Source organism: Sporosarcina sp. P2 (genome assembly GCF_002743255.1).
Taxonomy (GTDB): Bacteria; Bacillota; Bacilli; order Bacillales_A; family Planococcaceae; genus Sporosarcina.
The window spans coordinates 23408-42982 of record NZ_PDYY01000015.1 but is presented as its reverse complement, the minus strand read 5'-3'; the positions used below and the strand labels follow the sequence as shown (position 1 = coordinate 42982).

Here is a 19575-nt window from a genome sequence, read left to right as displayed (position 1 = left end):
AGAATCATAGCAAAGGGGGTTTTCCATTATCTTTTCTTTTTTGCGTTAAATAATTAATATTATTAGGAGTGGAATTATTAAATGAACAGACGCCCATCGCCTGATGTGTAAGCACTTTTTTATTTCTTATTTTCTGACTAGTGAAGATAGACCCGACTTTTGTGCAAGATGGGCACGACTTTAAAGAGAGATGAGCGCTTTTTCTGTGGAAGTTCGGGGTGATGGTGCATCGTTTGTGAAAGGTTTTTTGTAATCTGTGACGTAAAACAACGCAAAAAAGCGTCCCATGAAGTGTTCTGACTTCATGGGACGCTTTCTAATTCGTTATTGACTATCCTTCTTCACCGTCACTACTTGCACGATCTGTCCGTCTTTCGCTTCGTCCACTACAGAACTTCCTGTAGACTGGCGATTAGTATTTTTTATCGACATCGGCTCAACCTCTATCTTTAGACCTTTAGACGTGTGAATCACGAACTCTTCATCGTCTTTCACAAGCTTCATATCTACCACTCGATAAGGATTGGATTTGAGTTCTTTAATGATTGTGACACCTCGTAGTGCTCTAGAGCTCGTCTCGAATTCTGAAATGTTCATTCTTTTTACAGTTCCACGCTGTGTGGCTACAAATACATTACGTGCTTGCTCTGTAATCACTTCAAATGCCACCAACTCGTCCCCGGCTTTAAGATTAATGCCCTTGACGCCGCCTGTACGTATACCAGTAATGGCAAGCTCTGACAAGGCAAATCGTAGTGAATAAGCTTGTTTACTTACCAATAATACGTCTTCTTTACCCGTTATAACCCGTGCACCCACCAATCGATCGTCTTTTTTGACGTTCATTGCTTTGAATGTACGGTTAAAACGTTGCACTTGGAAGTCAGTCAGTTTCGATATTTTCACATTCCCATTGGATGAAGCAGTTAAAACACTGCTATTTTCATCAAATTTTTCAAGGGCGATCACGTCTACCAGCTCTTCACCTGGTTCAAGTCCGCAAATACTGGATAGATGCTGCCCTAAGTCACGCCAGCGGATCTCTGGCAGCTCGTGGACTGGTTGGTAGATGTAATTACCGAATGATGTGAACAACAGCAAGTGATGCTGTGTATTCAGTGCAGATTCGATTAGATTATAATCGTGTTCTCTCATTTCTTGACCTTTTCCACCCGAAGCGGAGTACGAACGCATGCTGGTACGTTTGACATAGCCGCCTTTTGTGACGGATACCATGACTTCTTCGCTAGGGATAAGAATATCGAGATCCACTTTCAGTTCCTCAATTTTTTCTTCAATCACGGAACGGCGTGGTTCGGAAAATTGCTTGCGGATGGCTTTGATTTCTTTCACCAAAACAGATTTCAATTTAGCTTCGCTTGCAAGAACCGCTTCTAACTCTTCGATCAAGTCACGTAGTTCTTGTTCCTCACGTTTTAATTCTGTTATATCTGTATTCGTCAATCGGTATAATTGCAATGAAACGATGGCTTCTGCTTGAACTTCAGTGAATTCATAGGCATTGACCAAGTTCAATTTCGCATCTTTCTTATCTTTTGACGCGCGAATGGTCTTAATGACTTCATCGAGGATCGATAAAGCTTTTATTAAGCCGTCTACGATATGTAATCGTTCCTTCGCTTTACGGATATCGAAGGTAGAACGTCGTGTAATGACCTCTTTTTGATGATCAATATACGCGTCCAGAAGCATCGGAAGAGACATTAACATCGGACGCCTACCCGCAATCGCAATCATATTGAAGTTGTACGTGATCTGTAAATCTGTATGCTTCAATAAAAACTGCATGATGGCTGTGCCGTCGATTTCTTTCTTTAACTCCACGACGATGCGCATTCCTGTACGGTCGGATTCATCACGAATTTCCGCAATACCGTCTAAACGACGGTCATGGCGCAGTTCATCCATTTTCTTCACTAAATTGGCTTTATTGACGTCATAGGGGATTTCCGTAATGACAATTTGAGATTTACCTGCTTTTAACTGCTCAATTTCCCACAACGCGCGGATAATGAAACGCCCTTTACCTGTCTTATAGGCAGTACGGATACCGTCTGTTCCTTGAATAATCGCACCTGTCGGGAAATCGGGCCCAGGAATGACTGTCATTAGCTCATCCACGCTGACATTCGGCTTTTTCAAGCGCATCAACACGGCATCGATCACTTCATGCAGTGCGTGAGGCGGAATATCGGTCGCGTACCCTGCAGAGATACCTGTAGAACCATTCACTAGCAAATTCGGGAAACGTCCAGGTAAAACGGTTGGTTCAAGTTCTGTATCGTCAAAGTTGAATGCAAAATCGACTGTTTCTTTGCGGATATCGCGCAACATCTCACTCGCGATAGCAGACAGTCGTGCTTCGGTGTAACGCATTGCGGCCGCGGAGTCTCCATCGACCGAACCATTATTTCCTTGCATATCTATCATTTCATGACGCAGTTTCCATGATTGACTCATCCGGACCATCGCATCGTAGACAGACGTATCACCGTGCGGGTGATAGTTACCGATTACGTTACCGACAGTTTTTGCGGATTTACGGAACGCTTTTTCATGTGTATTGCCTTCATGGAACATCGCATACAAAATACGACGTTGTACCGGCTTTAATCCGTCCCGTGCATCTGGAATTGCACGGTCTTGGATAATATATTTACTATAACGCCCAAAACGGTCACCAATTACTTCTTCCAAGGGCAGATCTTGAAACGTTTCTGACTGTGTCATTCCGTATCCCCCTCAACATGTATATATGCATTATCCAAAATATTATGTTCTTCAATCAAGCCGAAATCGACATTCTCTTCAATCCATTTACGACGTGGTTCGACTTTATCACCCATCAACGTGGTCACGCGACGCTCAGATTTCGCTCCATCTTCAATCGTCACACGGATCAACGTTCGTGTCGATGGATCCATCGTCGTTTCCCATAATTGATCCGCGTTCATCTCCCCAAGACCTTTGTAACGTTGAAGCATATAGCCTTTTCCAACTTTTTCGATAGCTTCCTCTAGATCATCATCCGTCCACGCATAAGCCAGCTTCTCATTTTTACCGGCACCTTTAAATACTTTGAATAAAGGCGGCAATGCGATATACACTTTACCTGCTTCAATTAACGGCTTCATATAGCGATAGAAGAACGTCAACAGTAGCACTTGAATGTGCGCACCATCGGTATCGGCATCGGTCATAATAATCACTTTGTCGTACGCAGCATCTTCGATTTGGAAATCAGCACCTACTCCACCACCGACTGCATGGATGATCGTGTTGATTTCTTCATTTTTCATAATGTCTTCGAGTTTCGCTTTTTCGGTATTGATGACTTTACCACGAAGCGGCAAAATTGCTTGGAACGTACGATCACGTCCCTGCTTTGCTGAACCGCCAGCGGAATCACCTTCAACTAGATACAACTCATTCTTCGCAGCATTACGTGATTGTGCCGGGGATAATTTACCGGATAACAATGTATCGGATTTTTTTCGTTTCTTGCCTGAACGCGCATCTTCACGCGCTTTTCGTGCGGCTTCACGTGCTTGATGTGCACGGATTGCCTTACGGACAAGATTTGCGCTCAGTTCCGCATTTTCTTCAAGGAAATACAGCATTTTTTGCGAAATGACGGCATCTGTCACCGTTCGTGCTTCACTCGTGCCGAGTTTACCTTTCGTTTGACCTTCAAACTGCAAGATTTCTTCCGGGATTCGTACGGAAACGATCGCCGCAATCCCTTCACGGATATCCGAGCCATCGAGATTTTTATCTTTTTCTTTCAATAAACCCGCTTTACGTGCATATTCATTCACCACACGTGTCATAGCAGCTTTTGCACCGGTTTCGTGCGTCCCTCCGTCTTTAGTTCGGACGTTGTTAACGAAGGAAAGAATCGTTTCAGCATAACCGTCGCTGAACTGGAACGCAAATTCGACTTCAATGCCGTCGACTTCACCTTCGAGGTATGCTACGTCATGTAGAACTTCTTTTTCTTCATTCAAATAGGCGACAAACGCTTCAATACCTGATTCGTAATGAAAGATATCTTGCTTATCTGTAGTTTCTTCTTTTAGCGTAATCTTTAAACCTTTCAATAGAAAAGCGGACTCACGCAATCTTTCTGCCAGTGTGTCATATTGATATTTAATTGTCGAGAAGATCGTCGTATCCGGTTTAAAATGGATCATGGTTCCTGTCTCTCGAGTTTTACCGATTTCTTCAAGTGTTGTAGTCGGTTTACCGCCATGCTCAAAGCGTTGGTGAAATTTCTTGCCTTCTCGATGGATCGTCACTTCTAGCCACTCGGACAATGCATTGACAACGGATGCTCCTACACCGTGTAAGCCACCACTCGTTTTGTAGCCGCCTTGCCCAAACTTTCCGCCCGCGTGCAAGACTGTCATAATTACTTCAGCAGTTGGTTTCCCTGACTCATGCTTCCCGGTCGGCATACCACGTCCGTAGTCTCGTACGCTGACACTGCCGTCTTTATGAATTGTGACGTCAATTTCATGACCGAAGCCAGCTAGTGCTTCATCCACCGAGTTATCCACTATTTCGTAGACTAAGTGATGCAGACCTCTTGTGTCGGTCGAACCGATGTACATTCCCGGCCTTTTTCGTACCGCTTCCAAGCCCTCTAAAATTTGAATGGAACTATCATCATACGTATTTTGTATTTTCTGTTTCGTCAAAATGAAACCCCCGTCAAACAAATGTTCTATTATTTTAATCATACATCTTCTGATAAACCTTGTCAAATCAACGTTTTGTTTCAGCTCAACCTATTGTATAGAAGAAATGTACGGAATGCAACGAGCAAACCATGACAACACACCGAACGATTTATGCGGAAATTCCTTTTTCCGGCTGTTCTTCATCTTCCTCTAGAATTCTATTATTGTCCAGAACTTATGCATCTGCTACACTAATAATAAAATAGTTTATCATGCATAAAGGGGTTCACTATGGAAAATTACGTTATCATTCTGGCAGCTTATTTGCTTGGCTCCATCCCTTCCGCTCTGTGGATCGGCAAACTTTTTTATGGAACGGATGTTAGACAACATGGCAGTGGAAACATGGGTGCGACGAATACATTTCGGGTACTCGGAAAAAAAGCTGGCATCGTCGTCACACTGCTAGACATCTTCAAAGGAACGGCGGCTGTCTTATTGCCGTTATGGCCAGTATTCCACGATACAGCGATTCATCCATTGATTCTTGGAGTCGTCGCAGTACTTGGACACATCTTCCCTATTTTTGCAGGACTAAGAGGCGGAAAAGCCGTTGCGACTTCTGGTGGAGTATTACTCGGTTATAATTGGCCCATTTTCTTATTAGTCGTCATTACGTTTTTAATTGCGTTAAAACTAACAAAGATGGTATCGTTAACATCCATCATCGTGTCTGTCATGGGACCACTATACTGTCTCATTTATTACTTTATGGGTGGCGATCTGTATTTATTTTTAGTCGTCGCACTGATGGGCCTTTTCATTTTTTATCGCCATCGTGACAATATTAGTCGGATTAAGAATGGATCTGAACCGAAAGTGAAATGGCTATAGACTTTTCACGGGAAAGGATGTATGGAGCATGAATATTCACCTATCCAAACAAGCCATTCATTGGTTTGAAGAAGAAATGGAAGTCGCTACAGGCGATTATGTAAAGTTTTTTGCGCGTTATGGCGGATCCAGTCCATTACATGAAGGTTTTTCCATAGGTATTACAAAAGAAGAACCAGACGAGCTGGCAGTCGAAAACGTCATGAACGGCGTGCATTATTACATAGAAGAACGAGATCTTTGGTTCTTCGATGGACATGACTTGCATATTGATGCCGATTCGGCAACGGAAGAATTATCTTTTGACTATGAAGTAGCGTAAATTACAAGAAAAATGGTAAGCATCACTGCTATAAAGAGTGATGCTTACCATTTTTTAATCGGTGTAATTGATGTAATTGCCCTTCTTGCCTCAAAATTTCTACTTGACGTTCCCCAAGTAAATCGAAATGCGGATATTTTTCGCGTGCGTGGATCCATTCTGGCTGTAAACCGTATGTATTTCCCCACTTTATGAGCTTTTCGACATCACTGCATCCCGCTTTTGTGACAGTATTGACTGTCGGAAACCGGTCATCTAACCAATAATGTGTCAAAAACGCAATTTCCTCACGCTGTACCGCATTTTTCCACTCCTTTAATTGCTGTCGATCGATTCCAAATGCCATCAGCCTTCGCCTCGCTGAATTTTCGTGTATGTTGCATCCCATTCCGGATGAATTTTGCGCAAGGATACTGGTCGGAAGTTTTCTTTTTTCACTACTACGTGCTCAGAAACACCGGTGGCGGCAATCGATCCGTCTGCATGCAGGATTTCATAGCCATAGACCGTACGTAGCTTGCCGTGCGACTCGACCCACGTTTTGACAGTAATGGTCTCACCGTATGTAATCGACGACTTATACTTCACTGACAGCTCGGTTACAGGCGCCAAGTAGCCGTCGCGCTCAAGCTGTGCATATTCGTATCCGAGATCTTTGATCAGTGTAGTCCGGCCAATTTCCATCCAAATTAAGTAGTTGGCATGGTAAACGACGCCCATCTGATCGGTTTCTGCGTAACGCACTTCGATTTCTTTTTCACTCGTAAACATGTGATCACCTCATGTTCTAGTATAGCGAACGGAAAAGTGAATTGCTTGTGATAGACATTATGGGAGTGGAAATTGTAGGTGGAGACGTGGAGACATGAGCGGATATAGCTTACGTATGAGCCGATACGGACCGTGCTAGAGCGGTGGTCTCGTATCATAGAGCGCTTGGCGGTATCCATAGAGCGGACACGCATGAACTATGAGCGCTTATTCGAATGAATGAGCGTCGACGCAATGGTTTTCACTCTATCCCCGCTAGTCAAACTGTAAAACGCGAAAAAAGATGCCCGGCTTAGCCGAGCATCCTTCCTTATTTCTATATTACTTTGCTGCTAATTTATTACGTAGAACCATTTGAAGGATTCCGCCGTGACGGTAGTAGTCTACTTCAACTTCAGAGTCGAAACGAGCTAGTACTTCAAATTCAGTTTCCTTGCCGTCTGGAGCTTTCGCTGTAACTTTAAGGATTGAACGTGGTTTTACGCCTTCAGCGATATTCACACAGATTTCTTCTTCACCAGTTAAGCCTAGAGATTCAACGTTTTCACCATTGATGAATTGAAGTGGAAGTACACCCATCATCACTAGGTTAGAACGGTGAATACGCTCGAAGCTTTCTACGATAACTGTTTTGATGCCAAGCAAGTTGGTACCTTTTGCTGCCCAGTCACGTGAAGAACCCATTCCGTAGTCTTTACCACCAAGGATAGCTAGACCCGTACCGTCTTCTTGATACTTCATAGCTGCATCATAGATCGGCATAACTTCTTTGTTTGGCCAGTACGTAGTGAATCCACCTTCAGTGCCAGCTGCGATTTGGTTACGAATACGAATGTTCGCAAACGTTCCGCGCATCATGACTTCGTGGTTACCACGACGTGAACCGTAAGAGTTGAAGTTACGTGGCTCTACGCCATTTTCACGCAAGTAGAGACCAGCAGGTGTATTCAAACCGATAGCTCCTGCAGGTGAAATGTGGTCAGTCGTGATAGAATCACCGAACTTACCGATTACACGCAAGCCGTTAAGCGGTTCGATATCACCTGGTTCTTTCGAAAGGTTTTCGAAGAACGGTGGGTTTTGGATATACGTTGAAGACTCATCGAAATCGTATAGTGAATCGTCAGTCGTTTCAATTGCATTCCATGCTTCGTTTTCAGTGAATACGCGAGCATATTCTTTACGGAACAATTCAGGTGTAACTGTAGCGTTCAATACATCGTTAACTTCTTGTGTAGAAGGCCAGATGTCTTTGAAGAATACGTCGTTGCCGTCTTTATCTGTTCCGATTGGGTCTTTCGCAAAGTCAATGTTCACTGTTCCAGCTAGTGCATATGCTACAACTAGTGGAGGTGAAGCCAAGTAGTTCGCTTTCACAAATGGGTGTACGCGGCCTTCAAAGTTACGGTTACCTGATAGGACAGATGTAACTAGAAGATCTTCGTCACCAATTGTTTTTTCGATTTCCGGAAGCAATGGACCGGAGTTACCGATACATGTAGTACATCCGTAACCTACAGTGTTGAATCCGATTTGATCCAAGTAATCAGTTAGACCTGATTCGTTCAAGTAGCCTGTTACGACTTTTGAACCCGGTGCCAATGAAGTTTTAACGTATGCAGGAGGTGTAAGTCCTTTTTCAACAGCCTTCTTCGCAACCAATCCAGCCGCTAACATAACGTAAGGGTTAGATGTGTTTGTACAAGAAGTGATAGCTGCGATTGCAACGTCACCCGTTTTCAGCTCAACTTTACGTCCGTCTTCGAACTTAATTGTGCCTTTTTTCTTAAGCTCTTTTGGTGTTAAACCAAAGCCTTGTGTTCCTTCTGGAGCTACAACTGCGTCTTTGAACGACTGTTGCATTTCAGTCAATGGAATCAAGTCTTGTGGACGTTTAGGACCTGAAAGGTTTGCAGCGATGTCGCTAAGGTTGATTTCTACAACTTTAGTGAATGTCGGCTCTTCCTTTTCAGGAGTGAAGAACATATCGTTTTCGATCAAGTATTGCTTAACTACTGCAATATGCTCTTCGTCGCGGCCTGTTAAGCGCATATAGTTAAGTGACTCTTCGTCAACTGGGAAAAATCCACAAGTAGCACCATATTCAGGCGCCATGTTTGCGATTGTCGCACGGTCAGCAAGTGGCAATTTAGAAACGCCAGGGCCGAAGAACTCAACAAATTTACCTACAACGCCTTGTGCACGAAGGATTTGAGTTACTTTAAGCGCCAAGTCCGTTGCAGTTGTACCGTCTGGAAGATCGCCAACCAATTTTACACCGATAACTTCTGGAATTGGGAAATACGAAGGTTGTCCAAGCATTCCTGCTTCTGCTTCGATACCACCAACGCCCCATCCAAGTACACCGATACCGTTGATCATGGTTGTATGGGAGTCCGTTCCAACCAATGTATCTGGGTATGTTTCGAATGATCCATCTTCGTTTTCAACAGCGTGAACAACGTTTGCTAGATATTCAAGGTTTACTTGGTGAACGATACCCGTTGCAGGTGGTACTGCACGGTAGTTATCGTATGCTTTTTGTGCCCAGCTCAAGAACTGGTAACGCTCAGCATTACGTTCGAATTCAAGTTCCATATTTAGTTGTAGAGCTTCTGGCGTACCATAGCTATCTACTTGTACAGAGTGGTCAATTACTAGATCCACTGGAATTTCAGGATTGATCTCGTTTGGATCTCCACCTAGTTCGTTCATTGCAGAACGCAATGAAGCCAAGTCTACTACAACAGGAACTCCTGTGAAGTCTTGTAGAATTACACGTGAAGGTTTGAATGGAACTTCAGCGTCTGCGTTTTGTACAGTGCCCCATTTAGCTAAATCTTCTACATGGTCGTCCTTGATCACGTATCCGTCGTGTTGACGAAGTACGGATTCTAGTAATACTCTTACAGAATAAGGAAGTTTCGATACTTTTGTTAGTCCTGCTTCTTCTAAAGCTTTCAAACGGTAGTAGTTATACGTCTTGTCGTTTACTTTGAAAGACTGACGGCTATTATGCAAGTTGCTTTTTGCCATTTTATGTTTCCTCCCTTTATGTACTGAAAGACGAAAAGTTCCCATCTTTCCTCTACTCCATCTTAGTATAGCAAAGAACAATAGTAAAATACATATAATTTATAGGTATACATAAGAAAAGCTTATGACTAATCGAAATATCATTAAGAATTCTCAATTAGTCGTTTCTATTCTCAAATAGCGTCACATTCTCTCGTAAAAATGCCGTTTATGCCATTTACTGTATATCTATTTCCAGAAAATAATAAATAACTATTTTATGTTTTATTACGAAATTATGTATGGTAATGAAGTCTTTAGTGTCTTTACATATGTTTAGACACGGAGCCGCCACTATGAGAAAATAAAGAAAAGGAGAGGTTTTGTATGAAGAAAGCATTACTCGTTATCGATTATACAGTAGATTTTGTAGCAAGGGACGGTGCATTGACTTGCGGTGATCCAGGTATCGCGCTTGAGCAGTATATTGTGAAGCAAACAACGGAGTATGTACAACACCAATTGCCAGTATTCATCATTAATGACGTGCATGAAAAAAATGATCCGTACCATCCGGAAAGCAAACTATTCCCTCCTCACAACATTCGAGGCACAGTAGGCAGAAATCTTTATGGGAAACTGCAGGATCTCTATACCGATCATAAACAAGAAATTAGTTGGATGGATAAAACACGCTACAGTGCATTTGCCGGAACAGATCTCGATATCCAATTGCGCGCACGCGGTATTACGGAAATCCATCTTATGGGTGTATGCACGGATATTTGCATCTTACATACTGCAGTCGATGCGTACAACCTTGGCTACACGATTGTTGTTCATGAAGGCGGCGTCGCAAGTTTCAACGCTGCAGGTCACGACTGGGCTCTCTCTCACTTCCAAAACACATTGGGCGCAACCGTGATAGCGAAATAAAGTCAGACAAAAGTTCAGCAGGCATTTGACCTGTCTGAACTTTTTTATCGAAAAATGTTTGAGGTATTAAAAAGATGGTAATACCAATACTAAGCAAGAGCTACATAACATAATGAAAAGGAGATGAGCAACATGAGCTTTTTATGGTTCTTAATTATCGGAGGTATCATTGGTTGGCTAGCTGGACTTATTGTAGGTAGAGATATTCCCGGCGGTATCATTGGTAACATCATTGCAGGTATTGTAGGTGCATGGATTGGTGGTGCACTATTAGGCGAATGGGGTCCACAGATCTCTAGTTTCTATTTCTTACCCGCGTTAATCGGTGCGATTGTACTTGTATTCATTGTTAGCTTAATTATGAAGAGTATGCGAAGAGCTTCATAATACTAAACATCAAAACGTGAAGTGGCCCATTCGAGGCGCTTCACGTTTTTTTGTAGACTAAGTTTTGCTTATTCATTCGTCTACACGCTCATAGTTCATGCGTAACCGCTCTATAGTCACCGTAAAGCGCTCTATAATACGAAACCAAAGCTCTATCATGTTCCGTAACCGCTCTATAGTCAGTGCGAAGTGCTCTATGATAGGTGACAACCGCTCTATACGCCCGCCTCTTGAACGTTCCCTTCCACTTTACATCAATCAAAAAAACGCGGAGCCACCAGATTCGGTGGACTCCACGTTTCATTTCTTCACTTGCTTCTCTGTTGCCTTGCGTTGCTCCTCGAACTCATTGTAATACCACAATACATCTTCTACATATTGATCGCTGTGATTATAAGTGAAAACAGCTTTCGGTATATCCCCGTCTGCGGCACCGCTATCCGATAGATAGTGGGCGGCGCTGAAGATGGCATCTTCTATATCAAATGGGTCCGCTATTCCGTCACCGTTTGCATCGACACCGTAACCACCGTATTGCTTAATCACCGCTGGATCAATTTTATCACGTTCAGGAATATCTCCTTTGCCCAATTCCTTGCAACCAGGATAATCCCAGCCGACGAACGTACATGGCATGAACTGCATCGGTCCTTCTGCACCAACTGGTGAGACGTCGGCTTTCATTGTAGAGAACCTGGTCTCAATGCGGTGATGCGCTGCAAGCAATGTCCACGGAATATTGTATTCTTTTGCTGCCTCGATATAGATTGGAATAAATTCCTGTGGGACGGCTTCTCCAGTTTTTCGGTCTTGAATATGAAATAACGCCGTAGCCGTTTCTTTAATCGTGTCGTGTTTTCCGAAATTCACCCAAAGAATGGCGGAAATCGTAAAGAGCGTGACAGCAACAGGTACTAATAAAACCAAAAAAGCGACCATAACTCGTCCCGATCGACTGAGCCTCTTTTTCTTTAATTTCTTCATTGCCTCATCCCTTCAGTTGATTACTTGCCTTCTTTGATGAGTGCTTTCATGTCTTTTACGATTGTATCATATTGCACGTCTTCGTTCCCACCATATAATTTTACGACTTCATTGTTCTGATTCACCAAGCCGAATGAAACGCCATGGATGACTTGATCATCATTCGGGATTTGCTTCACTAACTGTTTAAACGATGAAGCAGCTAATTTTTCAATGGTCTTCATATCGTAACCTGTCAGCATCTGCCATTTACTTTCATCGGGCGCGCTAAACAAGTCGAGATACTTCCCGAGTTCTTCTGGTGTATCCACATCCGGGTCTACACTGAATGACACGATATGGTAATCCTCGATGTTATTGTCAATCAATTTTTCCTGCAACGTGACCATATTGCTCATCATTGGCGGACAAACGGTTGTACATTTCGTAAATACAAATTGCGCTAGCCATACAGAGCCTTTCAAGTCTTCATCGGTTACGGTTTCATTGTGTTGGTTGGTAGCTTTAAATGAATCCACTTTATATTTATGATCGGGCTTAAAACTGCCACCACACGCACTCAATATCAGCACAAAAATAAGTGTTAACGGTACCAAAAGCTTTTTATACATTTTCGATTCCTCCACCTTTTAATAGTCACTTTATCATAACGAAAGTTCACCAGTCATACAAGGTGAAGGCAGCCTCCATTTTGGCTAAATCTTGTCGGAATCATGAAGTTCCTATGAAGTCATCTGTTTTTGATGTCTGAGAGAACGCCATGAATCGCCTCTAGCTTCACTTCCAAACGATGCAGTAGATAAAACGATACGAAAATCGGAAATCCGACATCTTGTATGAGCTGTAGCCAGTGCTCCATTGTTCACTCCTCCTCTCTGTCATTCGATGAAAAAGCCGGCTTCCAGTACGTGACTGAAAACCGGCTGTAACTTATCGACTGACGATGTTTCGTGTATCACGTGCAACGATTCGTGCACCTTTAATCGTGGCGAGTGGAGATTCTTCGATGAGGAAAATATTGCTTTGGATCACTTGCTGCATTACCGCTTCGACTTGACCTTGCGTAATGTCTTCATCGGGTTCATCCACCGTTAATGTGACCGGCTTATTCGCCGCGGTTAAAAATGTTAATTCCAATACTTTTGCCATGTGCGCTCTCCTCCTGTACGATTTTAGTTATGAAGATCTTCTGTTACTACTTTCTCGAGCTGAATGAGTGGGTAGCTTGATAATGAAGCAAGTTGTGTCAAAGCGGTGTACATATTTGCTGGTGTTGCGTCGTCATTGATGAATTTGTACGTTTTAATCTTGCGGATGAAGTGACCTTTCTCGTTAACACCTGCATTAAAGTGGATCTTCGCCGTAGCCTGATTGAATTCTAGTGTTGCTGCCATGTGTATCACCTCCTTTCATCCGCTATATAGACGAAAAAAGTGAAAAGGATACTTTGTTAGTGAAATATTTCTCAATTGCTTTTATAATGAAGGGTAGAATGGAAGAGGTGAAAAAACCGTGCCAGACCTATTTATGTGGTTTATTATATTTTGGGGTATTGTGATGATCGGCTTATTCGCTATCGGTGGATTCTTCATGTTCCGGAAGTTCCTGAAAGTATTGCCGAAAGAAGACGGAAAATCGACACTGGATTGGGAAGAGCATTACGTCAATGAGTCGTTGCATTTATGGAATGACGAGGCGAAAAGCATGCTCAACGAACTCGTTACGCCTGTGCCGGAGTTGTTCCGCGACGTGGCGAAGCAGAAGATCGGTGCCAAGATCGGTGAGATTGCATTAGAAGACCGTGCCAAAACTATTGAATTTGATCATATTATCAAGGGGTATATTCTTGCTACGCCAAAGCGCGACCATAACTTCTTGCGCAAGAAACTCAAGCAGATGGAAATTGATGTTCAGCCATATGAGCATTTGTTTACGTGAATAAAGAAACAGGATGTCCCTATTGATGGGGCATCCTGTTTTTGTGTGGTTTTGAGTATGTAGTTCAAGTTCGTAAGATCAGTGAGTTAGGGTGATACGTCATGGGATGGAAGCTCCAGCTGGCGCACGCTTTCCTATGGGCTCACGGTGAGCCAACCAGGTCGCTAGTACAAAGCCATGCCCGCTGGAAAGCGTCCGCTCGGAACGGAAATCCCCTACTCAAAACTTATGCCAGCCTTCTACTTTCATTTCCAGACATAAAAAAAGAAGCCGTCACAAGGACGACTCCTTCCCTACCCTACTCTTCTCAAGCATCTTATACTTCACTAACATTCCGACCCGCCACGGCAAGATCATCGAAAACGCGAGGATGAAAAACATGCCGCCAAGCTCACCGACGTCGATTGTGTTACTGAGCACGATCTTTCCGACCAGGCGAATCACCAATAACCCGAACAGGATCAGTAAAAACACCTTCGACTTCTTCAAATAAATCCCGTCATCTTTAATCTCAAACTTCGTCGTATAAATCAAAAACGTGGAAAATATCAAGCCGACCAAACCGGCTTCTACCACTTGCGTCCATGGCACTTGGAATTCGTCGAACAAGAACATCAACATCCCAGACGACATGAACAATGGCGGTAAGATAATCTTCTTCGCCTGAATCGGCCTATTCGACGCCTTCGCCCGCATCGTATAGACAAATGTCGTCATCACGACGAAAACTACCGTCGAAGCGATGATCAAGTAAATGGAAGGAATACTTGTGAAGACGTAATCTATCAGTTCTTGTATCTTATGCATCTATGTTCCCCCACTGCACGAGCTCATCGAGGCGTTTTTTCAGATCATTCATTGGAACGATTCGTGCAAAACGCGTCAACTCTTTCTGTTCATTAAATAATAAGACGACTGGTGCAGTAAAGAGTGACAACTGTCCGGCTATTTCTGGAACTTCCGCTGCGTTCACACGGTAGAAGTCGAATGGATAATCGCTTTCGAGTGCCGCCACCTGCGGATACAATCCTTCGCAGACGGAGCAATTATTCGTTTTCACGAACAACAAGAACTGCGGTGTCTCATTCAATACATGCTGCCACTCGTCAAAAGAAGTAATTTCTTTCATCCTACACCTCTTTTCCGCTTACCCACTTACATTAAAAGCCTTGGAAGTCGCCAAAGATTGGGCTAAGCCAACTTGTGAAATAAACCATTCCGTTAAAGAACAGTATGATACCGAATGCAATCATCAAGTAGCCGCCTACTTTCGTAATCTTCATACTGTGCTTGCGAATCCAACCAATTCGAGTGATGAAGAAAGATAAGAAGAAGAATGGAATCGCGAAACCAAGTACATAGAGCATCATATACAACATACTAGATGCCGGATTCGTCGCAGCAAGATAGATGATGGCACCGATGATCGGTCCCATACATGGCTGCCATCCAGCGGAAAACGCTAGACCGATCAGCGCCGTACCGAAGTAACCTGCGGGACGATTTTTAAATTGCAGCTTCTTCTCTTTCATTAGAAATTCTGGTTTAAATAATCCAATCGTCATCAGTCCGAAGATGATGATGAAAATCGCACCTAGCTGACGAATCAAATCTTGATATTGCAAGAAGATCGATCCAATTAAGGACGTACTGAATCCTAAAATAATGAATACGATCGAGAATCCGAGTAAGAAGAACAGCGTGTGCAACATGCCAGCACGGTTCATTCCTTTTTTCTTATCTCCGAGTTCATCCAGTGACATGCCGGTAATATACGAGATAAAGGCCGGGTATAGTGGTAATACGCATGGAGAAATAAAACTCAGGAAACCTGCTCCAAACGCAAAGAAAATATTAACATCCGTCCCCAACAAAATTCCTCCTTTAACAGTAGAACAAGTAGAATGCCGGCAAGCGCCAACATTCCCACTCTATCGTACCAAACAAGAGACTCGATTACGCTTCATTTGATTGTGAAATCTTTTTGACAATCACGCAATCTTACTCTTGTGTTCCGTTTTGCAATTCATACATCGTGTAGTACAAGCCCTTTTGCGCAAGCAACTCTGCGTGTGTCCCACGTTCAACGATTTCGCCGTGGTGGAGTACGAGAATTAATTCGGCATCCGCGATCGTACTTAGACGGTGAGCAATCGCAATCGTTGTACGGCCTTCGCGCATCTTCTCTAAACTCTTCTGAATCGCCACTTCCGTTTCCGTGTCAATATTTGCAGTTGCTTCGTCGAGCACGAGCACTTTCGGATTCATCGCAATGGTCCGTGCGAAAGCGATCAATTGACGCTGTCCACTGGATAACGTCGAACCGCGTTCTGTCACTTTCTGTTCATAACCGTTTGGCAACTCTTCAATAAATTGATCGGCTTGAACGAACTCTGCAGCTTCCCGCACATCTTCATCCGTCAACTCTTCATTATGGAGACGGATGTTGCTTGCGATATCACCGTAAAACATGAACGGATCTTGCAAGACGAGTCCTACTTTTTTCCGCAATTCTTCTATTGGATACTCTTTTAGCGATACCCCATCAATGAAAATGTCGCCGCGCTCGTATTCATAAAAACGCATGAATAGATTGATAATCGAACTCTTTCCGCTTCCTGTATGACCGACCAGTGCGACCGTTTCACCTGCATTGGCGGTAAAGGAAATATTTTTGAGCACATCCTGTTTACCGTCATAACTGAACGTCACATTACGGAATTCGATCGTACCTTCTGTAATATGCTGAGTAGATACTGCTGTTTGCTTTGGTTCAATTTCCGGATTATCGATTAACGCGAATACTCGCGACGCAGATACGATCGCTTGCTGGAACATCGATAAACGTTGCATCACTTGGTTGATCGGTTGGAATAGACGTCTTAGCAACGTAGTGAACGCATAAATAATCCCGACATCCACGACCGACGTAAACGATGCCGTTCCGAAATAGCTAAGTACTGCAACGATGGATCCGGCATACAGCAAGTCGATAAATGGTCCAAGCATCAAGCTATCAAAACGAATATTTCGCAGTCCGACGCGGTAATGTCCTTCATTGACTTCAATAAACTCGTCAGACAAGCGCTTCTCTTGGCGGAACGCTTGAATCATGTCCATACCAGATAATGACTCGGAGATTTTCGCGTTCAGCTGACTGAGCCGTTCCCGAATATCTTGATAGAAGTCTGCACTGTAATAGCGATAGACCGATACGAGAATTAGGAATAGCGGCAATAAGATCAATGTATAAAGCGCGAGTTTGCCGTCAAGCGTAAAGAGCGCAATATAGACGCCGACAATTCCGAAGATCGCCTGCATGAACGTAACCGCCACACTGACGAACATTTCTTTGATGGATTCCGTATCATTCGTTACACGTGAAACGATTCCGCCAGCAGGTGTCTGATCGAAATACCGTAGTCCAAGCTTCTGGACTTTCGAGAACGCATCGATCCGAATTTGCTGGATGATTGCGAGTGCAAATTCCTGGAACCGCAATGTTTGGAAATACGACCCGATAATGTTGACGAGTTGTAGTCCGATGTAAATTAGTGCAATGGTCCATACTTCTTTCGCCGGGAAGTTTAGTGGTACGACATAGTCATCGAGGAATCGCTGGATCACTAGTGGCCCAAGAATCGTCGATGTCACCGTCAACAGCAATAATAAAATTGCAATCAATGCACTTTTTTTCATTGGTAAGACGTATTTCGCTAGCCGCATGAACGTTTTGAACTGATCTCTGGCGGACATCTTCTGTTTGTTATTCATCTGCGCCGCCTCCTTGCTCTACGATCGACTCTAGCTGTTGCAAATCGTACATTTCTTTATACATACCGTTTTGCGCCATTAAGCTATCGTGATCGCCAATTTCAACGACTTCGCCTTCATCAAGAACAATAATTTGATGCGCGTGCTGAATGGCACTTAAGCGGTGCGACGTAATAATGGTCGTCTTACCCGTTCTTTCTTCTTTCAATGAACGAAGAATCGCTTCTTCCGTCCGGGCATCTACTGCGGACAATGAATCATCCAGCAACAATAGCTCCGGATCCATTAGCAACGCACGTGCAATGGACACACGCTGACGCTGTCCACCGGATAACGATACGCCACGTTCTCCAACGAGCGTTTCATACCCTTTTTCAAACGTCAGAATATCTTCGTGAATATGCGCAGATTTCGCAGCCGCCACAATTTTCGCGGGATCAATTTTCGGGTTCGTAAAGGCAATATTTTCACCGAGTGTCGTCGAGAACAAGAAATGGTCTTGCGGCACATAACCAATTGCCTGGCGCAAACATTCCTTCTTATAGCGCGTAATCGGAATGCCACCATACGTAATCGTTCCCGTATACCCTTCGAATTCTCGCATTAATAGCTTGAGAATCGCTGTTTTCCCTGCACCGGTCTTGCCGATCACGCCAAGTGTTTCACCTTGCTTGATCGTAAAGTGTAAATTACGCAGCGATGCTCGTTTATCGTCTGGGAACTTGAACGTGTCGATATCAAAGACGATATCTCCGTGCGGCAATTGACTCACCGCATTCGGACGATCTTGAATTCCAGGCTCAACCGAAAGTAAATCCTGAATTCGGCTGTAGGATGCATTTCCCCGTTCGACAATGTTGAATAGGAAACCAATAGCTAGCATCGGCCATGTTAACAGTCCTAAATAGGAAGTGAACGCCACCAAATCCCCGATCGACAACTCCCCTGATAAAATAAAGCGTGTACCGAAATAAAAGGATAGAATATAGGAGATCGCAAAAACTCCCGCAATCGTCGGATCAAACAACGCATCCACTTTCGCAACACGCATATTCTCCTTAACGACTTGTTCTGAACGTTTCGTGAACGACTCGACATCTTCTTTTTGCTGACCAAACGTCTTCAGCACTTTAATTCCTGAAATACTCTCCTGTGCTTTGTCGTTCAAATCGGAGAATGCTTCCTGCGCTACACGGAATCGATTACGTAATAATCGTCCGTAATAACTCGTCAGGAAAATCATCACCGGAATCGGCACAAGGGCGATCAGCGTTAACTTCCAACTAATCGAAAACGCCATCATCAAGATGACGAAACCACCTGTTGAAATCGAATCGAAGAGTGTCAGAATTCCTGATCCCGCCGTTTGTTGCACTGCATTGATGTCATTCGTTGCATGCGCCATTAAATCTCCGACACGTCGTCGCTGATAAAATGAAGGCGACATGCGCGTGAAGTGCGTAAACAGACGCTCTCTCATGACGCGTGCAAGGTATACCGATGAGCCAAAAATCATCACGCGCCAAATATAGCGCAAGACATACATCAATACGCCCGTCACCACGAGAATAATCATCCAGCGCATCAGCATCTCCGCGGTCAATTCATCTTTCGCCACCGCATCGACAATATAGCCGATAATTTTCGGCGGTGCCAGTTGCAGTAACGCGACAATCATCAGGGCCGTGATCCCTATGCTGTATTGTTTTTTTCTCTCAGAAAAAAACCAGCGTAAATCCAGTAATACTTTCACTGGCTTTCCTCCTTTGTTCTGCACCACTTCTCTTGCAGTATTTTTTATAGTGCTGGCTATTTGATTCTAGCAAAACTTCTAAGTTATCGAAAGTTACG

General features: G+C 43.6%; 20 protein-coding genes. 5 read left to right on the top strand and 15 right to left on the bottom strand.

What is annotated here, in order from left to right; translation table 11 throughout:
- Positions 1 to 324: 324 nt before the first annotated feature.
- Positions 325 to 2751, bottom strand: a complete 2427-nt coding sequence (gene parC / locus CSV67_RS14440) for a DNA topoisomerase IV subunit A (protein WP_099632305.1) — start codon at positions 2749 to 2751, stop codon at positions 325 to 327.
- On the bottom strand, positions 2748 to 4763 hold the full coding sequence (gene parE / locus CSV67_RS14435) for a DNA topoisomerase IV subunit B (protein WP_233192629.1): 2016 nt from the start codon (positions 4761 to 4763) through the stop codon (positions 2748 to 2750). Before parE ends, parC begins: the two co-directional genes overlap by 4 nt.
- Positions 4764 to 4994: 231 nt before the next feature.
- Between parE and plsY the strand changes: the two genes are divergently transcribed.
- Both plsY and CSV67_RS14425 read left to right on the top strand, forming a co-directional pair.
- Positions 4995 to 5597, top strand: a complete 603-nt coding sequence (gene plsY, locus CSV67_RS14430; protein WP_099632303.1) for a glycerol-3-phosphate 1-O-acyltransferase PlsY — start codon at positions 4995 to 4997, stop codon at positions 5595 to 5597.
- Between the two features lie 28 nt (positions 5598 to 5625).
- The gene (locus tag CSV67_RS14425; protein WP_099632302.1) at positions 5626 to 5919 is read left to right on the top strand and encodes a HesB/YadR/YfhF family protein; all 294 of its coding nucleotides are present in this window, start codon (positions 5626 to 5628) and stop codon (positions 5917 to 5919) included.
- 28 nt (positions 5920 to 5947) lie between these two features.
- On the opposite strand, the gene CSV67_RS14420 is transcribed toward CSV67_RS14425, so the two are convergent.
- The 3 genes from CSV67_RS14420 to acnA all read right to left on the bottom strand — a co-directional run bounded on the left by CSV67_RS14420 (position 5948) and on the right by acnA (position 9726).
- On the bottom strand, positions 5948 to 6265 hold the full coding sequence (locus CSV67_RS14420) for a hypothetical protein (RefSeq protein ID WP_099632301.1): 318 nt from the start codon (positions 6263 to 6265) through the stop codon (positions 5948 to 5950).
- Positions 6265 to 6690, bottom strand: coding sequence for an acyl-CoA thioesterase (locus CSV67_RS14415; RefSeq protein WP_099632300.1), 426 nt, complete (start codon positions 6688 to 6690; stop codon positions 6265 to 6267). Before CSV67_RS14415 ends, CSV67_RS14420 begins: the two co-directional genes overlap by 1 nt.
- Positions 6691 to 7011: 321 nt before the next feature.
- On the bottom strand, positions 7012 to 9726 hold the full coding sequence (gene acnA / locus CSV67_RS14410; RefSeq protein WP_099632299.1) for an aconitate hydratase AcnA: 2715 nt from the start codon (positions 9724 to 9726) through the stop codon (positions 7012 to 7014).
- A gap of 366 nt (positions 9727 to 10092) precedes the next feature.
- Here acnA and CSV67_RS14405 point away from each other — a divergent pair, with 366 nt between their 5' ends.
- Positions 10093 to 10641, top strand: a complete 549-nt coding sequence (locus tag CSV67_RS14405; RefSeq protein WP_099632298.1) for a cysteine hydrolase family protein — start codon at positions 10093 to 10095, stop codon at positions 10639 to 10641.
- Positions 10642 to 10773: 132 nt separating this feature from the next.
- Entirely contained in the window at positions 10774 to 11028 is a 255-nt protein-coding gene (locus CSV67_RS14400; protein ID WP_099632297.1) for a GlsB/YeaQ/YmgE family stress response membrane protein, read from the top strand.
- A 300-nt stretch (positions 11029 to 11328) separates the two neighbouring features.
- Here the strand turns inward: CSV67_RS14400 and CSV67_RS14390 are convergent, their stop codons facing one another.
- The 5 genes from CSV67_RS14390 to CSV67_RS14370 form a co-directional block, all read right to left on the bottom strand.
- Complete coding sequence (locus tag CSV67_RS14390; protein WP_099632295.1) at positions 11329 to 12012, bottom strand: lytic transglycosylase domain-containing protein; 684 nt, start codon at positions 12010 to 12012, stop codon at positions 11329 to 11331.
- 20 nt (positions 12013 to 12032) lie between these two features.
- Positions 12033 to 12623, bottom strand: coding sequence for an SCO family protein (locus CSV67_RS14385; protein ID WP_099632294.1), 591 nt, complete (start codon positions 12621 to 12623; stop codon positions 12033 to 12035).
- 119 nt (positions 12624 to 12742) lie between these two features.
- Positions 12743 to 12871, bottom strand: coding sequence for a YvrJ family protein (locus CSV67_RS14380; protein ID WP_081241957.1), 129 nt, complete (start codon positions 12869 to 12871; stop codon positions 12743 to 12745).
- 71 nt (positions 12872 to 12942) lie between these two features.
- Positions 12943 to 13161, bottom strand: coding sequence for a DUF2922 domain-containing protein (locus tag CSV67_RS14375; RefSeq protein ID WP_099632293.1), 219 nt, complete (start codon positions 13159 to 13161; stop codon positions 12943 to 12945).
- Between the two features lie 23 nt (positions 13162 to 13184).
- Complete coding sequence (locus CSV67_RS14370; RefSeq protein WP_099632292.1) at positions 13185 to 13406, bottom strand: DUF1659 domain-containing protein; 222 nt, start codon at positions 13404 to 13406, stop codon at positions 13185 to 13187.
- A 133-nt stretch (positions 13407 to 13539) separates the two neighbouring features.
- On the opposite strand from CSV67_RS14370, the gene CSV67_RS14365 reads away from it, so the two are divergent.
- Positions 13540 to 13950: a DUF2621 domain-containing protein gene (locus CSV67_RS14365; protein ID WP_099632342.1), complete on the top strand. Its 411-nt coding sequence runs from the start codon at positions 13540 to 13542 to the stop codon at positions 13948 to 13950.
- Between the two features lie 273 nt (positions 13951 to 14223).
- Here CSV67_RS14365 and CSV67_RS14360 read toward each other — a convergent pair whose 3' ends face one another.
- From CSV67_RS14360 to CSV67_RS14340, 5 genes are all read right to left on the bottom strand, one after another.
- Positions 14224 to 14757, bottom strand: a complete 534-nt coding sequence (locus tag CSV67_RS14360; RefSeq protein ID WP_099632291.1) for a CcdC family protein — start codon at positions 14755 to 14757, stop codon at positions 14224 to 14226.
- On the bottom strand, positions 14750 to 15079 hold the full coding sequence (locus tag CSV67_RS14355) for a thioredoxin family protein (protein WP_099632290.1): 330 nt from the start codon (positions 15077 to 15079) through the stop codon (positions 14750 to 14752). Before CSV67_RS14355 ends, CSV67_RS14360 begins: the two co-directional genes overlap by 8 nt.
- A 31-nt stretch (positions 15080 to 15110) precedes the next feature.
- Positions 15111 to 15821 (bottom strand): cytochrome c biogenesis CcdA family protein, encoded by a 711-nt coding sequence (locus CSV67_RS14350; protein WP_099632289.1) that lies wholly within the window; start codon positions 15819 to 15821, stop codon positions 15111 to 15113.
- A 130-nt stretch (positions 15822 to 15951) separates the two neighbouring features.
- Positions 15952 to 17724 carry an ABC transporter ATP-binding protein gene (locus CSV67_RS14345; protein ID WP_099632288.1) on the bottom strand — a complete coding sequence of 591 codons (1773 nt, stop codon included), beginning with the start codon at positions 17722 to 17724 and terminating at the stop codon, positions 15952 to 15954.
- Entirely contained in the window at positions 17717 to 19477 is a 1761-nt protein-coding gene (locus tag CSV67_RS14340) for an ABC transporter ATP-binding protein (protein WP_099632287.1), read from the bottom strand. Before CSV67_RS14340 ends, CSV67_RS14345 begins: the two co-directional genes overlap by 8 nt.
- Positions 19478 to 19575 lie beyond the last annotated feature (98 nt).

Bases quoted from the DNA above. Each gene is read 5' to 3' on its own strand.
- parC (WP_099632305.1), bottom strand. From the start codon at position 2,751: ATGACACAGTCAGAAACGTTTCAAGATCTGCCCTTGGAAGAAGTAATT.
- parE (WP_233192629.1), bottom strand. From the start codon at position 4,763: ATGATTAAAATAATAGAACATTTGTTTGACGGGGGTTTCATTTTGACG.
- plsY (WP_099632303.1), top strand. From the start codon at position 4,995: ATGGAAAATTACGTTATCATTCTGGCAGCTTATTTGCTTGGCTCCATC.
- CSV67_RS14425 (WP_099632302.1), top strand. From the start codon at position 5,626: ATGAATATTCACCTATCCAAACAAGCCATTCATTGGTTTGAAGAAGAA.
- CSV67_RS14420 (WP_099632301.1), bottom strand. From the start codon at position 6,265: ATGGCATTTGGAATCGATCGACAGCAATTAAAGGAGTGGAAAAATGCG.
- CSV67_RS14415 (WP_099632300.1), bottom strand. From the start codon at position 6,690: ATGTTTACGAGTGAAAAAGAAATCGAAGTGCGTTACGCAGAAACCGAT.
- acnA (WP_099632299.1), bottom strand. From the start codon at position 9,726: ATGGCAAAAAGCAACTTGCATAATAGCCGTCAGTCTTTCAAAGTAAAC.
- CSV67_RS14405 (WP_099632298.1), top strand. From the start codon at position 10,093: ATGAAGAAAGCATTACTCGTTATCGATTATACAGTAGATTTTGTAGCA.
- CSV67_RS14400 (WP_099632297.1), top strand. From the start codon at position 10,774: ATGAGCTTTTTATGGTTCTTAATTATCGGAGGTATCATTGGTTGGCTA.
- CSV67_RS14390 (WP_099632295.1), bottom strand. From the start codon at position 12,012: ATGAAGAAATTAAAGAAAAAGAGGCTCAGTCGATCGGGACGAGTTATG.
- CSV67_RS14385 (WP_099632294.1), bottom strand. From the start codon at position 12,623: ATGTATAAAAAGCTTTTGGTACCGTTAACACTTATTTTTGTGCTGATA.
- CSV67_RS14380 (WP_081241957.1), bottom strand. From the start codon at position 12,871: ATGGAGCACTGGCTACAGCTCATACAAGATGTCGGATTTCCGATTTTC.
- CSV67_RS14375 (WP_099632293.1), bottom strand. From the start codon at position 13,161: ATGGCAAAAGTATTGGAATTAACATTTTTAACCGCGGCGAATAAGCCG.
- CSV67_RS14370 (WP_099632292.1), bottom strand. From the start codon at position 13,406: ATGGCAGCAACACTAGAATTCAATCAGGCTACGGCGAAGATCCACTTT.
- CSV67_RS14365 (WP_099632342.1), top strand. From the start codon at position 13,540: ATGTGGTTTATTATATTTTGGGGTATTGTGATGATCGGCTTATTCGCT.
- CSV67_RS14360 (WP_099632291.1), bottom strand. From the start codon at position 14,757: ATGCATAAGATACAAGAACTGATAGATTACGTCTTCACAAGTATTCCT.
- CSV67_RS14355 (WP_099632290.1), bottom strand. From the start codon at position 15,079: ATGAAAGAAATTACTTCTTTTGACGAGTGGCAGCATGTATTGAATGAG.
- CSV67_RS14345 (WP_099632288.1), bottom strand. From the start codon at position 17,724: ATGAATAACAAACAGAAGATGTCCGCCAGAGATCAGTTCAAAACGTTC.